The organism is Kribbella sp. VKM Ac-2571, from assembly GCF_004362255.1.
Classification (GTDB): Bacteria; Actinomycetota; Actinomycetes; order Propionibacteriales; family Kribbellaceae; genus Kribbella; species Kribbella pratensis.
Genome location: NZ_SNWS01000008.1, coordinates 200065 through 215139, shown reverse-complemented (window position 1 = coordinate 215139; position 15075 = coordinate 200065). Strand labels below are relative to the sequence as shown.

Here is a 15075-nt window from a genome sequence, read left to right as displayed (position 1 = left end):
CCAGGGGGCAGGACGCCGCGCCGAATGGTGCGGCCCCCCGACGCCGTCGGAGCGCCCTTCGAGCCGCTGGTAGGGCGCCCCGCTCTCCGGGTGAGTCGCCCGCGCAGGCCCGGACAACCCAGGGGGCAGGACGCCGCGCCGAATGGTGCGGCCCCCCCGACGCCGTCGGAGCGCCCCTCGAGCCGCTGGTAGAGCGACCGCTCCCCGGATCAGGCACGGGTCGACCCCGGATGAGGCGCCCGCGCTGACCCGGATGCGTGCGTGCGTGGAGCGGCGTGAAGCCGGGCAGGTGTTATGCGGGGGCGAGGCAGCGGCGGGCTCCGCGGTGGGGCACGGGACTGCTGCCGGCCACCTCGCCCTCCAAGCCGACGATGCCTCACCGGTAGCGGGTGCGGCGAGAGTGTGGTGCGGCGGGACGTCGCACGGGACGGGTTGCTCGCGGCGGGCAAGCGGCGTGGGGGCAGCGCGATGCCGCACGGCGTGGCGGCGTGGGTGGGCGTGACGTGGGCAGGTGTGATGCGAGCCTGGGGCGGCGTGGGTGGTGTGACGTGGGGCAGGTGTGATGCGGGGGTGTGGGGCGGCGCGGGGGTGTGACGTGGGGGTGTGGGGCGGCGCGGGGGTGTGACGTGGGGCAGGCGTTATGCGGGGGCGGGACGGCGCAGGGGCGTGACGTGGGGGCGGGTTTCTTGCGGGTTCAGGTTGGTTGTAGGAGGCGGGTGATGGTTGTGTGGAGGGTTTTGTTGGCGGTTCGGGTGGTGAGGCGGCCGGTGGCTACGGATTCGCCGGCGGCGTGGCCGAGGGTGATGAGGGTGGTGACCAGCCAGTGGGCGGGGAGGTCGCGGGTGATCTCGCCGGCGCGTTGACCGCGGCGGATCAGGCGCTCGAAACGGTCCGCCACCGGGTCGTGGCGTTCGTCGTGAGTGCGGCCCGGCGGCGTGTTGTGGGGTAGGTGTAGCAGGAGCGGGTGGCGTTCGAACGTTCGCCAGGCCAGGTCGATGAGGCGTAGGACGTTGCCGAGCGCCGGGCCTTGGTCGAGGTCGAGAGCGTCGATCGCTTCGAGCGTCTCGGCGGTGAGTTCGTCGAGTGCGGCATTCAGCAGTACGTCGCGGGACGAGAAGTGCGCGTACACGGTCTGCCTGGTGACGTTCGCCGCCTCGGCGATCCGTTCCAGGCTCGCGTCGGGCTGCTCGTCGAGCAGGACGATCGCCGCGGCCAGGATCGCCGTACGGCTTCGGTTCGCGTCCGCTCGGCGCCGGCGTCGTACCGGCTTGTTCTCTGACACCTTGTCAAGGTTAGTGGATCGACTTATCTTTGACAGCATGTCAGATTTAAGCGCACGGGAGTTCGTGGCGGACTTCTTCGAATCGTTCACCCGGGAGGTCGTCGCAGGGGGCGACGCAGCGACGATCGTGGACCGGTACTACACGCCGGACATCGAGCAGGTCGCCGACGGCATCACGCTCGACCGGCAGCGGTTGATCGACCATCTCCGACCGGTGCGGAAGAACGTGGTGTCTTGCTCGTACGACGTGCACGAGGCGATCCGTACGAGTGATCGGGTGGCCGCGCGATTCACGATCCACGCGGAGCTGCGGCGCGGGCGGAAGATCGCGACCGAGGTGTACCTGTTCGGCGAACTGGCCCCGGACGGCCGAATGCGCCGTACGACGCAGGCGACCCGCGACGTGAGTGCGTCATGACGACGTTTCGGGTGCTGGGGATGACGTGCAGCCACTGCGTCGGGTTCGTCACCGAGGAGCTCGAGACGCTGCCCGGTGTCGAGTCGGTCACGGTGGATCTGCCGACCGGAATGGTTGCCCTGGTCACCGATCGGCCCGTGGACCCAACCGCGATCTGGAACGCGGTGGAAGCGGCCGGCTACGAAGTCGAGGGGTGACGAGTCGCGCGACGGTAGGTGAGTAGGGCGACGCCGCTCGGGAAGGACCGGGAGTCGGTCAACGTCAGCGGCAGTGGTGAGTTGTCCGGGAAGAGGCGGCGGCCGGCGGCGATGACGGTGGGGTAGACGAACAAGCGGTACTCGTCGACGAGCCCCGCCGCGATCAGTTGATGGGTGACGTCGATGCTGCCCGTGCAGATGATGTCTCCGCCGGTGGTGTCCTTCAGGCGGCGTACGTCGTCCAGCCCGCGAAGAACTGTGGTCGGTTCCCATCCCGGATCGTCCAGTGTCGAGCTCACGACGTACTTCTGGACTCGGTTCAGGTACGCCGAGATGCCGGACGAATCGTCCGTCTGGGCAGGCCAATACTCACGCATCTGCTCGAACGTCACGCGGCCGGTCAGGAACGCGTCCGCTCGCGTCATCTGTTCGCGAAGCGCGTCGAGTACCTCCGGTCCGCCGTCGGCCGGTCCGAACCAGTCACCCGCCTCGATCACACCGTCGACGGTGACGTTCTGGGTGACGATCAGGTCGCGCATCAGGATCCTCCTTGCTCGATTCCCCCGGTACGTCGGAGCCGATCGTCACCCTTCGACGTCAGCGGACCGTGAAACCGGCCTTGCGGAACGCGTCGGCGAGCGAGGTCTCGTCCATCGGGGTCTCGGACTGGTTGCCGCGACCACCAGACCCCCGGTTGCCGCCGCGACCACCCTGACCACCCGAGCCACCGGCCCCGCGCCCCTGACCGCCCTGACCGCCAGACCCACCCGGGCCGCGACCCTGACCACCTGATCCGCCAGCCCCACGCCCGCGACCGCCGCCCTGAGCACCTTGGCCGCCCTGCCCACCTTGGCCACGGCCTTGGCCGCCCGCCTGACGTCCGCCCGAGCCGAGCTCGTCGTCCAGGCGCAGCGTGAGGGAGATCCGCTGGCGCGGGATGTCGACCTCGAGCACCTTCACCATCACGATGTCGCCCGGCTTGACCACCTCGCGCGGGTCCTTCACGAAGTTCTTCGACAGCGCCGACACGTGCGCCAGCCCGTCCTGGTGCACACCGATGTCGATGAACGCACCGAACGCGGCCACGTTCGTGACCTGGCCTTCCAGCTTCATCCCCGGCTTCAGGTCCGCGATCTTGTCCACACCCTCGGCGAACACCGCGGTCTTGAACGCCGGCCGCGGGTCCCGGCCCGGCTTCTCCAGTTCGGCCAGGATGTCGGTCACCGTCGGCAGACCGAACATGTCGTCGACGAAGTCCGCCGCCTTCAGCCGCTTCAGCTCCGCCGACCCGATGAGCGACTTCAGGTCGGAGCCGGTCGCGTCGAGGATCCGCCGTACGACGGGATAGGCCTCCGGGTGCACGCTGGACGCGTCGAGCGGGTCGTCGCCGTCGGGGATCCGGAGGAACCCGGCCGCCTGCTCGAACGCCTTCGGTCCGAGCCGCGGGACCTCCTTCAGCGCCGTACGCGACGTGAACGGGCCGTTGACGTCACGGTGCTGGACGATGTTGTCCGCCAGACCGGGCGTGATGCCGGAGACCCGGGTGAGCAGCGGCGCGGACGCCGTGTTCAGGTCGACGCCGACCGCGTTCACACAGTCCTCGACGACCGCGTCGAGCGAGCGGGACAGGGAGTTCTCCGGGAGGTCGTGCTGGTACTGACCGACGCCGATCGACTTCGGGTCGATCTTCACCAGCTCGGCCAGCGGGTCCTGCAGCCGGCGCGCGATCGAGACCGCGCCGCGCAGCGAGACGTCCATCCCGGGCAGCTCCTGGGACGCGAACGCCGACGCGGAGTACACGGACGCGCCGGCCTCGGACACGACGGCCTTGGTGAGCTTGAGCTCCGGGTGCTTGGCGATCAGCTCGGCCGCCAGCTTGTCGGTCTCGCGTGACGCCGTACCGTTGCCGATGGCAATCAGCTCGACGTTGTGCGCGGCCGCCAGCGCGGCCAGGGTGGCGATCGACTTGTCCCACTGGTTCTGCGGAACGTGCGGGTAGATGACGCCGGTGTTGACGACCTTGCCGGTCGCGTCCACGACGGCGACCTTCACGCCGGTGCGGAAGCCCGGGTCGAGACCCATCGTGGCGCGGGTGCCGGCCGGGGCAGCCAGCAGCAGATCCCGCAGGTTGGCCGCGAACACCCGGATCGCCTCGTCCTCGGCGATCTGCCGCAACCGCATCCGCAGGTCGATGCCGAGGTGCACGAGGATCTTCGTCCGCCATGCCCAGCGGACGGTCTCCACCAGCCACTTGTCGGCCGGGCGGCCCTGGTTCTCGATGCCGACCTTGCGGGCGATGGTGGTCTCGTACTCCGTCGGGCCGTCCGCCTCCACACCCGCGGGCAGGGGCTCGACGGTGATCGTCAGCACGTCTTCCTTCTCGCCGCGGAACAGCGCGAGGATCCGGTGCGACGGCATCTTCGTGAACGGCTCGTCGAACTCGAAGTAGTCCGAGAACTTCGCGCCGTCGGTCTCCTTGCCCTCGCGGACGGTGGAGGCCAGCCGGCCCTGCTGCCAGAGCCGCTCGCGCAGCTCACCGATCAGGTCGGCGTCCTCGGCGAACCGCTCGACGAGGATCGCCCGCGCGCCGTCGAGCGCGGCCTGCGGATCGGGTACGTCGGCGTTCACGAACACCGCGGCGGCGGCAATCGGCTCGACGTCCGGGTCGGCCATCAGCCCGTCGGCGAGCGGCTCGAGGCCGTTCTCGCGGGCGATCATCGCCTTGGTGCGGCGCTTGGGCTTGAACGGCAGGTAGATGTCCTCGAGGCGCGACTTCGTGTCGGCCTCCAGGATCGACGCCTTCAGCGCATCGTCGAGCTTGCCCTGGCTCTCGATCGAGTCGAGCACGGTCTGCCGGCGCTCCTCGAGCTCCCGCAGGTACCGCAGGCGCTCCTCGAGGGTGCGCAGCTGGGCATCGTCCAGCATCCCGGTGACCTCTTTGCGGTACCGCGCGATGAACGGGACCGTCGACCCCTCGTCCAGCAGCGCCACCGCTGCCCGCACCTGGTTCTCACCGACCTCCAGTTCGCCGGCGATCCGCTGCTCGATCGACTGCACCACCACGTTCGATTCCCCTCTACCGACAACAACCACCGAGCATTCTGCCCCGGTCAGGCCCCATATCCTTCCCCATCCCACCCCCCACCCCGAAACCGCATCTCATCCACCTGTGGACAACCCATGCGATCATCCTCTCGGGGAGGGAACACATGAGCCAGTTCAGCAAGTTCGTCGAGCGCAGCTTTACGCCGCCGCCGGCAGCGGCCCGGATCATCAACGTGCTCTTGCTGGTGGGCGTGACTGTTCAGGCGGTGGGGACGCGTCGCTTGCAGGACCTCCTGCTAGCTGTCTTCCTGTTCGGGATGTTGGTGCCTGCAGGCATCAGTGCAAAGGGCTTCACCTGGCTGATCGGACGCATGCAGGCCCGCCCGGTCCTGGGCTCGGTGTACTCGGCCCTGCTGCTGACCTGCGGGGGCTTTGCGCTCCTGGCCCACGTCCTGCCTCGGCGGACGAGTCTTCTGGTGGCTATCGGGCTGGCGTTGTCGTCCGTGGTCGTCGCTGAGATCCGGCGCCGCTGGCGCGCCGCGAGCTCCCCGCGACCGGATGGGCGCGGGGAGCTCGGATAGTAGGGCTCAGGCGGCTTCGAGGACGAGGTCCTCGTTGTCGGACTGCTCTTCGGGCTGCCGCTTCGCGGGCCGCATGACGATGGCGGCGATGGCTACGGCGGCGGCGACGATTGCTGCGGCGATGGCGAAGGAGAGGTGGTAGCCGTCGGTCAGGGCGTCCAGGGTGGGCTTGGTGTCGGCTACCGCGGCGGTGCGGGTGGCGGACAGGGTGGCCAGGACGGCAAGGCCGAGGGCGGCGCCGACCTCACCCATGGTGCCGATGAGGCCGGAGGCCAGACCGGCGTCCTCAGGCTTCACGTCCGACATCGACAGGCCCATCAGAGCCGGGAAGCAGATGCCGCCACCCAGGCCCAGCAGCACCAGCACCGGCAGGACGTGGACGAAGTAGTTGCCACCGACCGGGGCCTGCGTGAACAGAGCCAGTCCGACCACGATCAGCGACAGCCCGAAGATCAGCGGGCGGCGCGGGCCGAAGCGCATCACGAGCTTCTCGGAGTACCGCACCGACAGCAGCCCCATCACCACGGTGGTCGGCAGGAATGCCAGTCCGATCTCGAGAGCGTCGTACCCGAGCACGCGCTGCAGGTACAGCGAGCCGAGGAAGAAGATGCCGAACATCCCCGAGCTGGACAGTGCCTGGACCAGGTTCGCGCCGGTCAGGGTACGGGAGCGGAAGATCCGCAGCGGCACCAGCGGGTTCGCGGCGGTCGCCTCGCGGACGATGAATCCGGCCAGCAGCACCAGCGTCACCGCGGTGAGCACCAGCGTCCGCGGAGCGGTCCAGCCGAGCTCAGCAGCCGGCTTGACGATGGTGAACACGCCGACCATCAGCGCCGCGGTGATCAGCACCGCACCCGGTACGTCGGTGCCCTTGCCGATCCCCAGGCCCTTGTCCTTCTCGATCAGTTTCACGGCGAAGACGACGGTCAGTACGCCGATCGGCAGGTTCACGAAGAAGATCCAGTGCCAGCTGATCGCCTGCGTCAGTACGCCGCCTGCGAGCAGGCCGATCGATCCACCGGCGGACGCGACGAACGCGTACATGCCGATCGCCTTGGCCTGCTCCCGCGGCTCGGGGAACAGCGTCACGATCATGCCGAGGATGACTGCGGAGGTCAGTGCGCCGCCAACACCCTGGATGAACCGGGCGATGACCAGCACCTCCTGCGACCCGGCCAGACCGCAGAGTACGGAGGCGGCGGTGAAAACGACCAGACCGGCGGTGAAGACGTTCCGCCGACCGAGGAGGTCGCCCAGCCGACCGGCCAGGAGCAGGAGGCCGCCGAACGCGATCAGGTACGCGTTCACGACCCACGCGAGGGAGGAGCTCGTGAAGCCCAGGTCGTCCTGGATGGCCGGCAGGGCTACGTTCACCACGGTCACGTCGAGCACGATCATCAACATGCCCGCGCAGAGGGTGTAGAGCGCCAGCCAGCGCGAGCGGCCGCCCTGCGCAGCCGGCGCAGTCGCCAGGGTGTCGGTCGTCGCGTACATTCCGGTTCTCCTTGAGTTCGTCGTAGTGGCCTTACACCTCTACGTCGAACCAGGAGGGGTCAGATTGACACGTCTTCAGAAGTTTTTTCTCGAGGCCCTCGAGACAGCGCGTACGCCGTGAGTGCGGGGACCAGTCCGGACCCCACAAGGAGCAGTGTCGGCACCTGCGACGCCAGCGCGAACCAGGTGAGCAGTACGACGACCCCGCCGGCCACCGGGAGCGGTCGGCGCAGCAGGAACAGGTTGGCGGACCGGAACAGCGACTTGAACGTGGACGTCTGCGGCGCCGCGGGCAGGATCGCCAGACCGCTCAGGTACAGCCCCAGGATCATTCCGGTGAGCGGGACCAGGACGGCGAGCGCGAAGATCCGCACCGGACCGTGCGCGTTCGCCCAGAAGGAGAGGCCGAACGCCAGCAGCACTCCGCCGACCCACAGCCCGAACGCGGGCAGCCAGAACTGCTTCATCGCCCAGCGGAACTCCCGGAAGAACTGCCGCATCAGCTTCGGCTTCTCCTGGCTGATCGCGTCCGGCACCACCCGCTGCATAGCGAACGCGGCCGGGAACAGCGTCAGGATGCCCAGGCTGATCACCACGAAGACCAGTTGCAGCATCAGCAGGTCGCCGACGACCGCGAGCCTCGAGAGCACGCTGGTCGTCCGGTTGGCCTTCTCCACCGATCGTCTCCTCGTTCCGTACGGGCGGGTCCTGATCGTATGATCACGAACAATCACGTAGAGACCAGGGGACTGCATGCTTGCACAGGAGCGCCACGAGCTGATCCTGCGGAGCCTGCGCCGGCACGGCCGGCTCCGGGTGGCCGACCTGGTCGCCGAGCTGGGCGTCTCCGCGATCACAGTACGCCGGGACCTGGCCGAACTGGACTCAGCCGGCCTGCTCCGCCGGGTGCACGGCGGCGCGATCGGCACCGGGACCGCCGACCAGGGGACGCACGGGAGCCGCCTGACGATCGGCATCGTCGTACCGAGCCCGACGTCGTACTACTCCGACGTGATCCGCGGCGCCGAGGCGATGGCCGACCGGTACGGCGCGCGCCTGGTCCTCGGCGTCTCCGGGTACGACGTGGCAACCGAGCGCGAGCGGCTCGACAAGGTGCTCGGGATCGGGGTCGCCGGCCTGCTGATCAGCACCGCCCTCGGCGACGGCGACGCGGACCGGCTCGACTCGCGGCTGGACGACATCGACGTACCGGTCGTGCTGATGGAGCGCGCGTTCGGGTTCCCCCAGGTGGCCCGCGAGTACGACCACGTCCGCACCGATCACGCGTACGGCGCGATGCTGGCGCTGCGGCACTTCGTGGCGCTCGGGCATCGCCGGATCGCAATCAACCTGCAGGCCACGGTCACGGCGTACTGGCTGCGCCGGGGGATCGAGGCGGCGGCGAAGGCGCTCGGCGTCGAGGTGTTCCTCTCCCCGGTCGACCTGCCGATGCGCGGCGACGACCCCGGGGCGGTCGCCCAGTTGGACGCGTTCCTCGCCGAGTGCGAGTCGTTCGGCAGTCGCGCCGTACTGGTCCACTCCGACGAGCACGGCGCCCGCCTGGTCGAGCGCGCGATGGAGCGCGGCCTTCGCGTGCCCGAGGACCTGGCCGTCATCGCCTACAACGACGTCACCGCCGCGCTGGCCGTCGTCCCGCTCACCGCGGTCTGCCCGCCGCGCCATGCCCTCGGCGAAACCGCCTGCGACCTGTTGCTCCGCAAACTCCAGTCGCCGGCGATGCCTGTGCAGCACCTCAGCCTGCTTCCCACGCTCAACATCCGGACCTCCTGCGGGACCGCGGCGACGGAACAGAATCCAGCCGTGTTCCGGTTCTGATCGAATGTGATCATTCGAGCGCCAAGGTATTGACGAGGAAAGCCCTTTCCCATACTTTCGCTGCACTTGGGGTCGCGGGCCCCGGCTGAACAAGTCAGCGAAGGAGTTCCCCTGTGAGACCGGTGAGACATGGCGTGGGACTGACCCTGCTGGCCGCAGCGCTCAGCGTTCTGGTCAGCAGTTGTGGCAACGGGGTGATCGACAAGAGCACCGACGGGGTGCCGCCGGCCGAGGCGACCGGGACCCTGCGGGTGCTGGTCCCGTCGTTCCCGCCCAGCACCAAGGGCCGGGAGGCGTTCCAGAAGGTCGTCGACGACTTCCACAAGACCTATCCGAAGATGAAGGTCGAGCCGGACTTCGCGACGTACAAGAACCTCAACGAGAAGATGTCCACCTCGATCGCGGCCGGAATCCCGTACGACGTGATGGTCACCGGTGTGGGCTGGGTGCAGCCCTTCGCCTCGAAGAACATCTTCGAGGACCTCGGCAAGTACGGCGTGACGCCCGACGTCATCAAGGAGAAGAGCACCCCAGCGCTGATCCCGGCGGTGACGTACGACAAGAAGCTGTACGCGTACCCGCTGGTCGCGGACGCCCGCGCCGTCGCGCTCCGCAAGAGCGCCTTCCGCGAGGCCGGTCTCGACCCGGACAAGCCGCCGACGTCGCTGGCCGAGATCAAGGTCGCCGCCGAGAAACTCACCAAGCGGGACAAGAGCGGCAACATCACCCGCAGCGGCTTCGACCTCGCCTCGGCGACCGGCTTCCGGCAGTCCTTCACCACCTTCCTCGCGTCGACCGGTACGCCGCTGTACGTCGGCGGCGAGCCGAACTTCGACAACAAGGCCGGCCTGGACACCCTGCTGTGGATCAAGTCGATGATCAACAACGTCCAGCCGTACGGCCAGACGAACGCCGCTCAGCAGCCTCTCGTGCTCACTGGTGAGGCCGCGATGGGCATCGTCAACGGCGGCGTGGACTGCTCGGCCGACGGCATCGGGCAGAAGAACTGTGACGACCTGAAGTTCTTCCGCTTCAACAGTGGCAAGGAGATCGAGTACGTCGGCGGCGACCTGGCGTCGATCGGGTCGCGCAGCCGGCACAAGGACGCGGCCTGGTCGTTCATCCAGTCCATGACCAAGCCGACGAGCCTGGACCTGATCGCCAAGCTGAACAAGAAGGTCCCGGCGTACAAGGACGCGAGCAACTCGCCGCAGGCGAAGTCGAACCCGTTGAGCCAGTTCGTCGCCGACGGGTTGGTCTACGCGGTCAACGAGAACGAAGTGCCGTCCAACTGGCTCGAGATGCGCGGCAACTTCGACATCCAGCTCACCCAGGCGGTCCTCGGACAGAAGGATCCCGCCAAGGTGCTGCACAACCTGGCAGGACAGTCCCGATGAGTACAACTCTTGAACGTCCCGCGCTCGCCGCGCCCCGCAAGGTGACGTCGTCCAAGGACAGCCGGACCCTGATCCGCAGCCAGGCGCGGGCCGGCTGGGCGCTGCTCGCGCCCGCGTTGCTGCACTCCGCGGTCTTCATCGTGATCCCGGTGATCGCGGTGCTGGTCCTCAGCCTGACCGACTACAGCTTCGGCGACACCTGGTCCTGGGTCGGGTTCGGCAACTACGCCGACCTGTTCCGCGACGTCGACTTCCTGGCGTCGCTGTGGCACACCGTGCTGTACGCGATCGTGGTGATCCCGATCTCGATGGCCATCTCGCTCGCGGTCGCGATCGGGCTGAACCAGAAGATCCGCGGCCTGGGGTTCTTCCGGACCGCGTTCTACATCCCGACCGTGACGGCGACCGTCGCGGTGGCGACCATCTGGCTGTGGATCTACAACCCAGGCTCCGGCCTGGCGAACGGGTTCCTCAGCCTGTTCGGGTTCGCGCCGAACCGCTGGCTGGCCGATCCGGCGACCGCGCTGCCGTCGCTGATGGTGGTCGGCATCTGGCAGGGCCTCGGGACCAAGATCATCATCTACCTGGCCGCGCTCCAGGGCGTTTCCCGGGATCTGATCGAGTCGGCCGAACTGGACGGCGCGGGCCGCTGGCAGCGGTTCGCCAACGTCACCTGGCCGGCCATCGGCCCGGTCCAGTTCTTCGTCCTGATCACGTCGATCGTCGGCACCTTCCAGGTGTTCGACCTGGTGTACGTGATGACGCAGGGCGGTCCCGGCTCGGAGACCCGCGTGCTGGTGATGGACATCTATCAGAACGCGTTCCAGGACCTGAAACTCGGCTACGCGTCCGCCGAGACCGTGATCATGATGATCGTGATCGCGCTCTTCATCGGCGTCGGACGCCTGCTCCAGAAGGCGGATGCCAATGACTAGCGCTACGTTGCCGGCGGCGGCCGCGGCCAAGCCGTCCGTACTCCGGCCCGGCCGGATCCTGCTGTACGTCGTCCTCACGGTCGGCGCGATCCTGATGATCACGCCGTTCGTGTGGATGCTGCTGACCGCGTTCAAGAGCAACCTGGAGATCGCGAAGTTCGGGTGGCTGCCGTCGGAGCTGCGCTGGCGGAACTTCGTCGAGGCGATGCAGACCGCGCCGTTCCTCAGGTACTTCCGCAACAGCCTGTTCATCGCGGTCGGCGAGACCGCGTTCACGCTGGCGGTCTGTACGACGGCCGGCTACGCGTTGGCGAAACTGCCGATCCGCGGCGGCAGGACGCTGCTGAACTACTTCATTGTGCTGCTGCTGGTGCCGTTCCAGATCATTCTGGTGCCGCTGTTCCTGATCGTGAAGTCGATCCCGCTGTTCGGCGGCAACAACATCATCGGGCACGGCGGGATCGGCTGGCTGAACTCGTGGTGGGGCCTGATCATCCCGCTCGGCGCGGCGCCGTTGTTCACGTTCCTGGCGCGGCAGTTCTACGTCTCGCTGCCGGACCAGCTGGCGCAGGCGGCGCGGGTCGACGGGCTCGGCGAGTTCGGGATCTTCTGGCGGATCATGACCCCGCTGATCAAGCCGGCGCTGATCACGATCGCGGTCTTCCAGATCGAGGCCGCCTGGAACGGGTTCCTCTGGCCGCTGATGATCACCACGTCGGACGACCTGCGGCCGCTGCAGCTCGGGCTGGCGATCTTCTCCCAGAACCCGGCGGAGATCCAGTGGCCGTACCTGATGGCCGGTACGGCGCTCGCGACGCTGCCGATGATCGTGTTGTTCGTGTTCGCCCAGAAGCGGTTCGTCGAAGGAATGGCGAACGTGGGGATCAAGGGCTAGCGGATCCGGGGGCAGATCCTCGAACAGGTGCTCACCCCGCCCCGGGTGAGCACCTGCGAGGCCCCCTCCACATGCGGTGGTCCCGAAGAAACACCGGAACTTCCCACTAGGTCCCCCCTGCTGGGTCGTTCACCCGTTTATCGGCGGAGTGTGCCGCCCGTTACAGCATTCGTGAGGATTTTTCGCCGGTTCCCCAAATGATTTCCCGAAGCCGGCAGGAAGTACGACGTATCGCGACGACCTGTACACAATCAGTGCATATGGCTGTGGACGACGTACCGGACGATCGGCTCGAGGTTCGTCGTACCGAGGAGTTCCAGGGCGTTGGTGGCGCGGAGCGTGGCGAGGCCGTGGATGTTCGTCCACAGGGCGGTGGCGCGGAGGCCGGCGTCGTCGGGGTGGATCCGGGCGACCAGGTCGCCGAAGTTCTGGAACAGCGGGAGCGAGGTCGCGCGAAGGTTGCCGCCGGCGCCGGCCAGTAGGTCGTGGCGGAAGATCAGGTCGAACATGCCGGGGCGTTCGGCGGCGAACTCCAGGTAGTTCCTGGCAGCCGCTACCAATTGTTCTTCGGGCGGTCCGTCGGTCGTCTCGAGCCGGGCGGCGAGATCCTGCAGTCCGGTGGCGGCGATCGCGGCCAGCAGCGCGCCGTGGGTGGGGAAGTAGCGTCGCGGTGCGCCGTGCGAGACACCCGTACGGCGGGCTATCGCGCGCAGCGTGAGGTCGGCGAGGCCGTCCTCCTCGAGGAGTTCGACCCCGGCCTGGACGAGCCGGTCGGGCAGTGCCACGTAGACATTGTCTCCTGCTGGGGTTGGCCCTGCGGTCCGGGTACGATCTCGGACGTGACTGCCGGGTCGGCCTTGCGCCATTCACGAGTTGGGTCCCCGGCTGCGCGCTGAGCGCCGCGCGGGCCCCGCCGCCCGCTTCTCTCTGTCTGCAAACCCTTTTTCACGACACCAGAGAGAAGAGAATCCTGAACGATTTCACCGCACAACTCATTGCGGAGTTCAAGGCGAACGACGGGCGCGTCGGCGGGCCTTTCGAGAATTCCAGGTTGTTGCTCCTGACAACCACCGGCGCGCGGACCGGGCAACCGCGCACCGCGATCCTCGGCTACTACCCCGACGGTGACCGCGTCCTCGTCGTCGGTTCGGCCGGCGGCAGTCCGAAGCATCCGGACTGGTACCACAACCTGCGCGCTAATCCGGAGGTCGGCGTCGACCTCGGGCTCTTCGACTATCGGGCGACGGCCGTCGTGCTGTCTGGCGCCGAGCGGGACGAGGTCTTCGCCCGACTCGTCGAGGCCGAGCCGGGGTGGGGCGACTACCAGAAGCAGACGACCCGGACCATTCCGGTCGTGGCGCTGGTCCAGCAACCGGGACCGCCTGCTGCCCGCGGGTCTTTTGCTGAGATGTTGAAGACCATCCACTCCGCGTTCCGGCGGGAACTGGCCTTGATCCGGCACGAGATCGCGACCTCCGGGAAGTTGGGCGCGCAACTCCGCATCAACTGCCTGACCGTCTGCCAGGGCCTGCATTACCACCACACCGGCGAGTCGACCGGGTTGTTCCCGGCCCTGGTCGAGCAGCACCCGGAGCTGACCGACGTCATCGCCGTACTGCAGAAGGAACACGACCAGATCGCAGTACTGCTCGCTGAGCTCGAGCAGCTGGTCGATGCAGACGTCCTGGACCAGGTGGACGAGCTGATCGCTCAGCTCAACGCCCACCTGGACCGCGAAGAGGCGGCACTCCTGCCTTATCTAGAGGGGCCTCTGCGCCAGTAGTGCGTAGGAGTTGGGGAGTTGGCCGGACCACGCAGCGGCGTTCGTGTCGTCCTGGGGCCGCCAGAACGGTTCGGCGTACTCCTCGAGGACCTGGAGGTGTAGGCCGGCTTTGCTGACCGCGGTGACGATCTGGCCTAGGGTCCACTGCCACTCCTGGGCGCCGTTGCCCGGGAACGTGTCGTTGACGTGCGACTCGGCGAAGTAGCTCCGGTCCGGCCGGATCCGCGGCTCGTCCTCGTCCCAGGTCCACAGCGGTACGGCCGGGTGGCTCTCGTACACGAAGAGATGTCCACCCGGCCGCACCACACGCGCCGCATCGCGTGCCCACGCGTCGATGTCGCGCATCCAGATCAGCGCGCCCTTGCCCGTGTACACGAGGTCGACGGACGCGTCCCGGACCGGTACGCCGGGAACCTCGGCGACGACGTACCGACAGGCGACCCCCACCTCCTGCGCCCGCCGCTGCGCCGCGCCGGCCGCCACGGAGCTGTAGTCCACGCCTAGGACGCTCTTCGCCCCTGCCTTCACCAGCGCGACGTCATCCAGACCGTGCCCGCTCTGGAAGTGCACCACCACGGGCCCCTCCGCCAGCACGGGCCCCAACAACTCCCGCTCCCGCGCGAACAGTTGCTCGTCGCCGCGGGCCTCCTCCAGCAACTCGTCGTACTCGTGGACGTGCTTCTGAGAAGCCCGCTCCCACACCAGCCGATTGCCCGCGACCACCTCGTCCATGCCCTAAGTCAGCCTCACCCGAGCTGTTCCAGCAACCGCATATCGTGCAGATCCACCGGCCGTAGCTCGTAGCCCTGGTGCGCCCGGAGTTGCGCACTGATCGGCATACACCGCACCACCCGCCCACCGATCCGGCCCTCGACGGCGGGCGGTATGAGATACGTGTTCCCGTCGAAGTCGAGCTGCTCGGTCCCACCGCCGGCGACCGGCGTACTCGGATGCAGGTCCACCCGATGCCCTTCGACGGCATGTGCCAGCTGCACCGTGACCTGCACGAACCGTGCGTCCGTCACGGCGTACCCCAGCCCTTCCAGCACCTCCACGACCTGGTCCAGCTGCGGCCTGACCACACCCAGGTCCAGGTCCCCGTGCGGGCGCGTCTGGCGCCCGACCAACGCATCCACGCCCCATCCGCCGTCCACCCAGACATCCAGCGGCTCCAGTGCGTCGAGCAGTTGCAGTACTCGCTCCGGCGTCACC

At 68.1% G+C, this 15075-nt stretch carries 17 protein-coding genes; 9 read left to right on the top strand and 8 right to left on the bottom strand.

The window, feature by feature from the left end:
* The first annotated feature begins 405 nt into the window (after window positions 1-405).
* The gene (locus EV651_RS19475) at window positions 406-594 is read left to right on the top strand and encodes a hypothetical protein (RefSeq protein ID WP_133786612.1); all 189 of its coding nucleotides are present in this window, start codon (window positions 406-408) and stop codon (window positions 592-594) included.
* 100 nt (window positions 595-694) lie between these two features.
* Here the strand turns inward: EV651_RS19475 and EV651_RS19470 are convergent, their stop codons facing one another.
* Complete coding sequence (locus tag EV651_RS19470; protein WP_202870400.1) at window positions 695-1282, bottom strand: TetR/AcrR family transcriptional regulator; 588 nt, start codon at window positions 1280-1282, stop codon at window positions 695-697.
* A 37-nt stretch (window positions 1283-1319) separates the two neighbouring features.
* Here EV651_RS19470 and EV651_RS19465 point away from each other — a divergent pair, with 37 nt between their 5' ends.
* The gene (locus tag EV651_RS19465; protein ID WP_133786610.1) at window positions 1320-1700 is read left to right on the top strand and encodes a nuclear transport factor 2 family protein; all 381 of its coding nucleotides are present in this window, start codon (window positions 1320-1322) and stop codon (window positions 1698-1700) included.
* On the top strand, window positions 1697-1897 hold the full coding sequence (locus EV651_RS19460; protein ID WP_133786609.1) for a heavy-metal-associated domain-containing protein: 201 nt from the start codon (window positions 1697-1699) through the stop codon (window positions 1895-1897). The genes EV651_RS19465 and EV651_RS19460 overlap by 4 nt, the downstream gene beginning before the upstream one ends.
* Here EV651_RS19460 and EV651_RS19455 read toward each other — a convergent pair.
* Both EV651_RS19455 and EV651_RS19450 read right to left on the bottom strand, forming a co-directional pair.
* The gene (locus EV651_RS19455) at window positions 1879-2436 is read right to left on the bottom strand and encodes a dihydrofolate reductase family protein (RefSeq protein WP_133786608.1); all 558 of its coding nucleotides are present in this window, start codon (window positions 2434-2436) and stop codon (window positions 1879-1881) included. The two genes, EV651_RS19460 and EV651_RS19455, sit on opposite strands and share 19 nt — an antisense overlap.
* Before the next feature lie 58 nt (window positions 2437-2494).
* Window positions 2495-4960, bottom strand: a complete 2466-nt coding sequence (locus EV651_RS19450; RefSeq protein ID WP_133786607.1) for a Tex family protein — start codon at window positions 4958-4960, stop codon at window positions 2495-2497.
* A gap of 146 nt (window positions 4961-5106) precedes the next feature.
* On the opposite strand from EV651_RS19450, the gene EV651_RS19445 reads away from it, so the two are divergent.
* Window positions 5107-5523, top strand: a complete 417-nt coding sequence (locus EV651_RS19445; RefSeq protein WP_133786606.1) for a hypothetical protein — start codon at window positions 5107-5109, stop codon at window positions 5521-5523.
* A 6-nt stretch (window positions 5524-5529) separates the two neighbouring features.
* Here EV651_RS19445 and EV651_RS19440 read toward each other — a convergent pair whose 3' ends face one another.
* Together EV651_RS19440 and EV651_RS19435 are read right to left on the bottom strand one after the other, a co-directional pair.
* Complete coding sequence (locus EV651_RS19440) at window positions 5530-7017, bottom strand: DHA2 family efflux MFS transporter permease subunit (protein ID WP_133786605.1); 1488 nt, start codon at window positions 7015-7017, stop codon at window positions 5530-5532.
* Between the two features lie 59 nt (window positions 7018-7076).
* On the bottom strand, window positions 7077-7694 hold the full coding sequence (locus tag EV651_RS19435) for a DUF624 domain-containing protein (protein WP_238157072.1): 618 nt from the start codon (window positions 7692-7694) through the stop codon (window positions 7077-7079).
* Window positions 7695-7770: 76 nt separating this feature from the next.
* On the opposite strand from EV651_RS19435, the gene EV651_RS19430 reads away from it, so the two are divergent.
* The 4 genes from EV651_RS19430 to EV651_RS19415 all read left to right on the top strand — a co-directional run bounded on the left by EV651_RS19430 (window position 7771) and on the right by EV651_RS19415 (window position 12080).
* Entirely contained in the window at window positions 7771-8853 is a 1083-nt protein-coding gene (locus EV651_RS19430) for a substrate-binding domain-containing protein (protein WP_133786603.1), read from the top strand.
* Window positions 8854-8987: 134 nt separating this feature from the next.
* Window positions 8988-10250 carry an extracellular solute-binding protein gene (locus tag EV651_RS19425; RefSeq protein WP_238157071.1) on the top strand — a complete coding sequence of 421 codons (1263 nt, stop codon included), beginning with the start codon at window positions 8988-8990 and terminating at the stop codon, window positions 10248-10250.
* The gene (locus EV651_RS19420) at window positions 10247-11185 is read left to right on the top strand and encodes a carbohydrate ABC transporter permease (protein ID WP_133786602.1); all 939 of its coding nucleotides are present in this window, start codon (window positions 10247-10249) and stop codon (window positions 11183-11185) included. The genes EV651_RS19425 and EV651_RS19420 overlap by 4 nt, the downstream gene beginning before the upstream one ends.
* Window positions 11178-12080 carry a carbohydrate ABC transporter permease gene (locus EV651_RS19415; protein ID WP_133786601.1) on the top strand — a complete coding sequence of 301 codons (903 nt, stop codon included), beginning with the start codon at window positions 11178-11180 and terminating at the stop codon, window positions 12078-12080. The genes EV651_RS19420 and EV651_RS19415 overlap by 8 nt, the downstream gene beginning before the upstream one ends.
* A gap of 251 nt (window positions 12081-12331) precedes the next feature.
* On the opposite strand, the gene EV651_RS19410 is transcribed toward EV651_RS19415, so the two are convergent.
* Entirely contained in the window at window positions 12332-12865 is a 534-nt protein-coding gene (locus EV651_RS19410) for a TetR/AcrR family transcriptional regulator (protein ID WP_238157070.1), read from the bottom strand.
* Between the two features lie 146 nt (window positions 12866-13011).
* Between EV651_RS19410 and EV651_RS19405 the strand changes: the two genes are divergently transcribed.
* The gene (locus EV651_RS19405) at window positions 13012-13863 is read left to right on the top strand and encodes a nitroreductase/quinone reductase family protein (RefSeq protein ID WP_370353016.1); all 852 of its coding nucleotides are present in this window, start codon (window positions 13012-13014) and stop codon (window positions 13861-13863) included.
* Here the strand turns inward: EV651_RS19405 and EV651_RS19400 are convergent.
* Together EV651_RS19400 and EV651_RS19395 are read right to left on the bottom strand one after the other, a co-directional pair.
* Window positions 13840-14595 (bottom strand): bifunctional 2-polyprenyl-6-hydroxyphenol methylase/3-demethylubiquinol 3-O-methyltransferase UbiG, encoded by a 756-nt coding sequence (locus EV651_RS19400; RefSeq protein ID WP_133786599.1) that lies wholly within the window; start codon window positions 14593-14595, stop codon window positions 13840-13842. The two genes, EV651_RS19405 and EV651_RS19400, sit on opposite strands and share 24 nt — an antisense overlap.
* Window positions 14596-14609: 14 nt before the next feature.
* Window positions 14610-15074, bottom strand: a complete 465-nt coding sequence (locus EV651_RS19395; protein ID WP_133786598.1) for a nucleotidyltransferase domain-containing protein — start codon at window positions 15072-15074, stop codon at window positions 14610-14612.
* Between the last annotated feature and the right edge of the window lies 1 nt (window position 15075).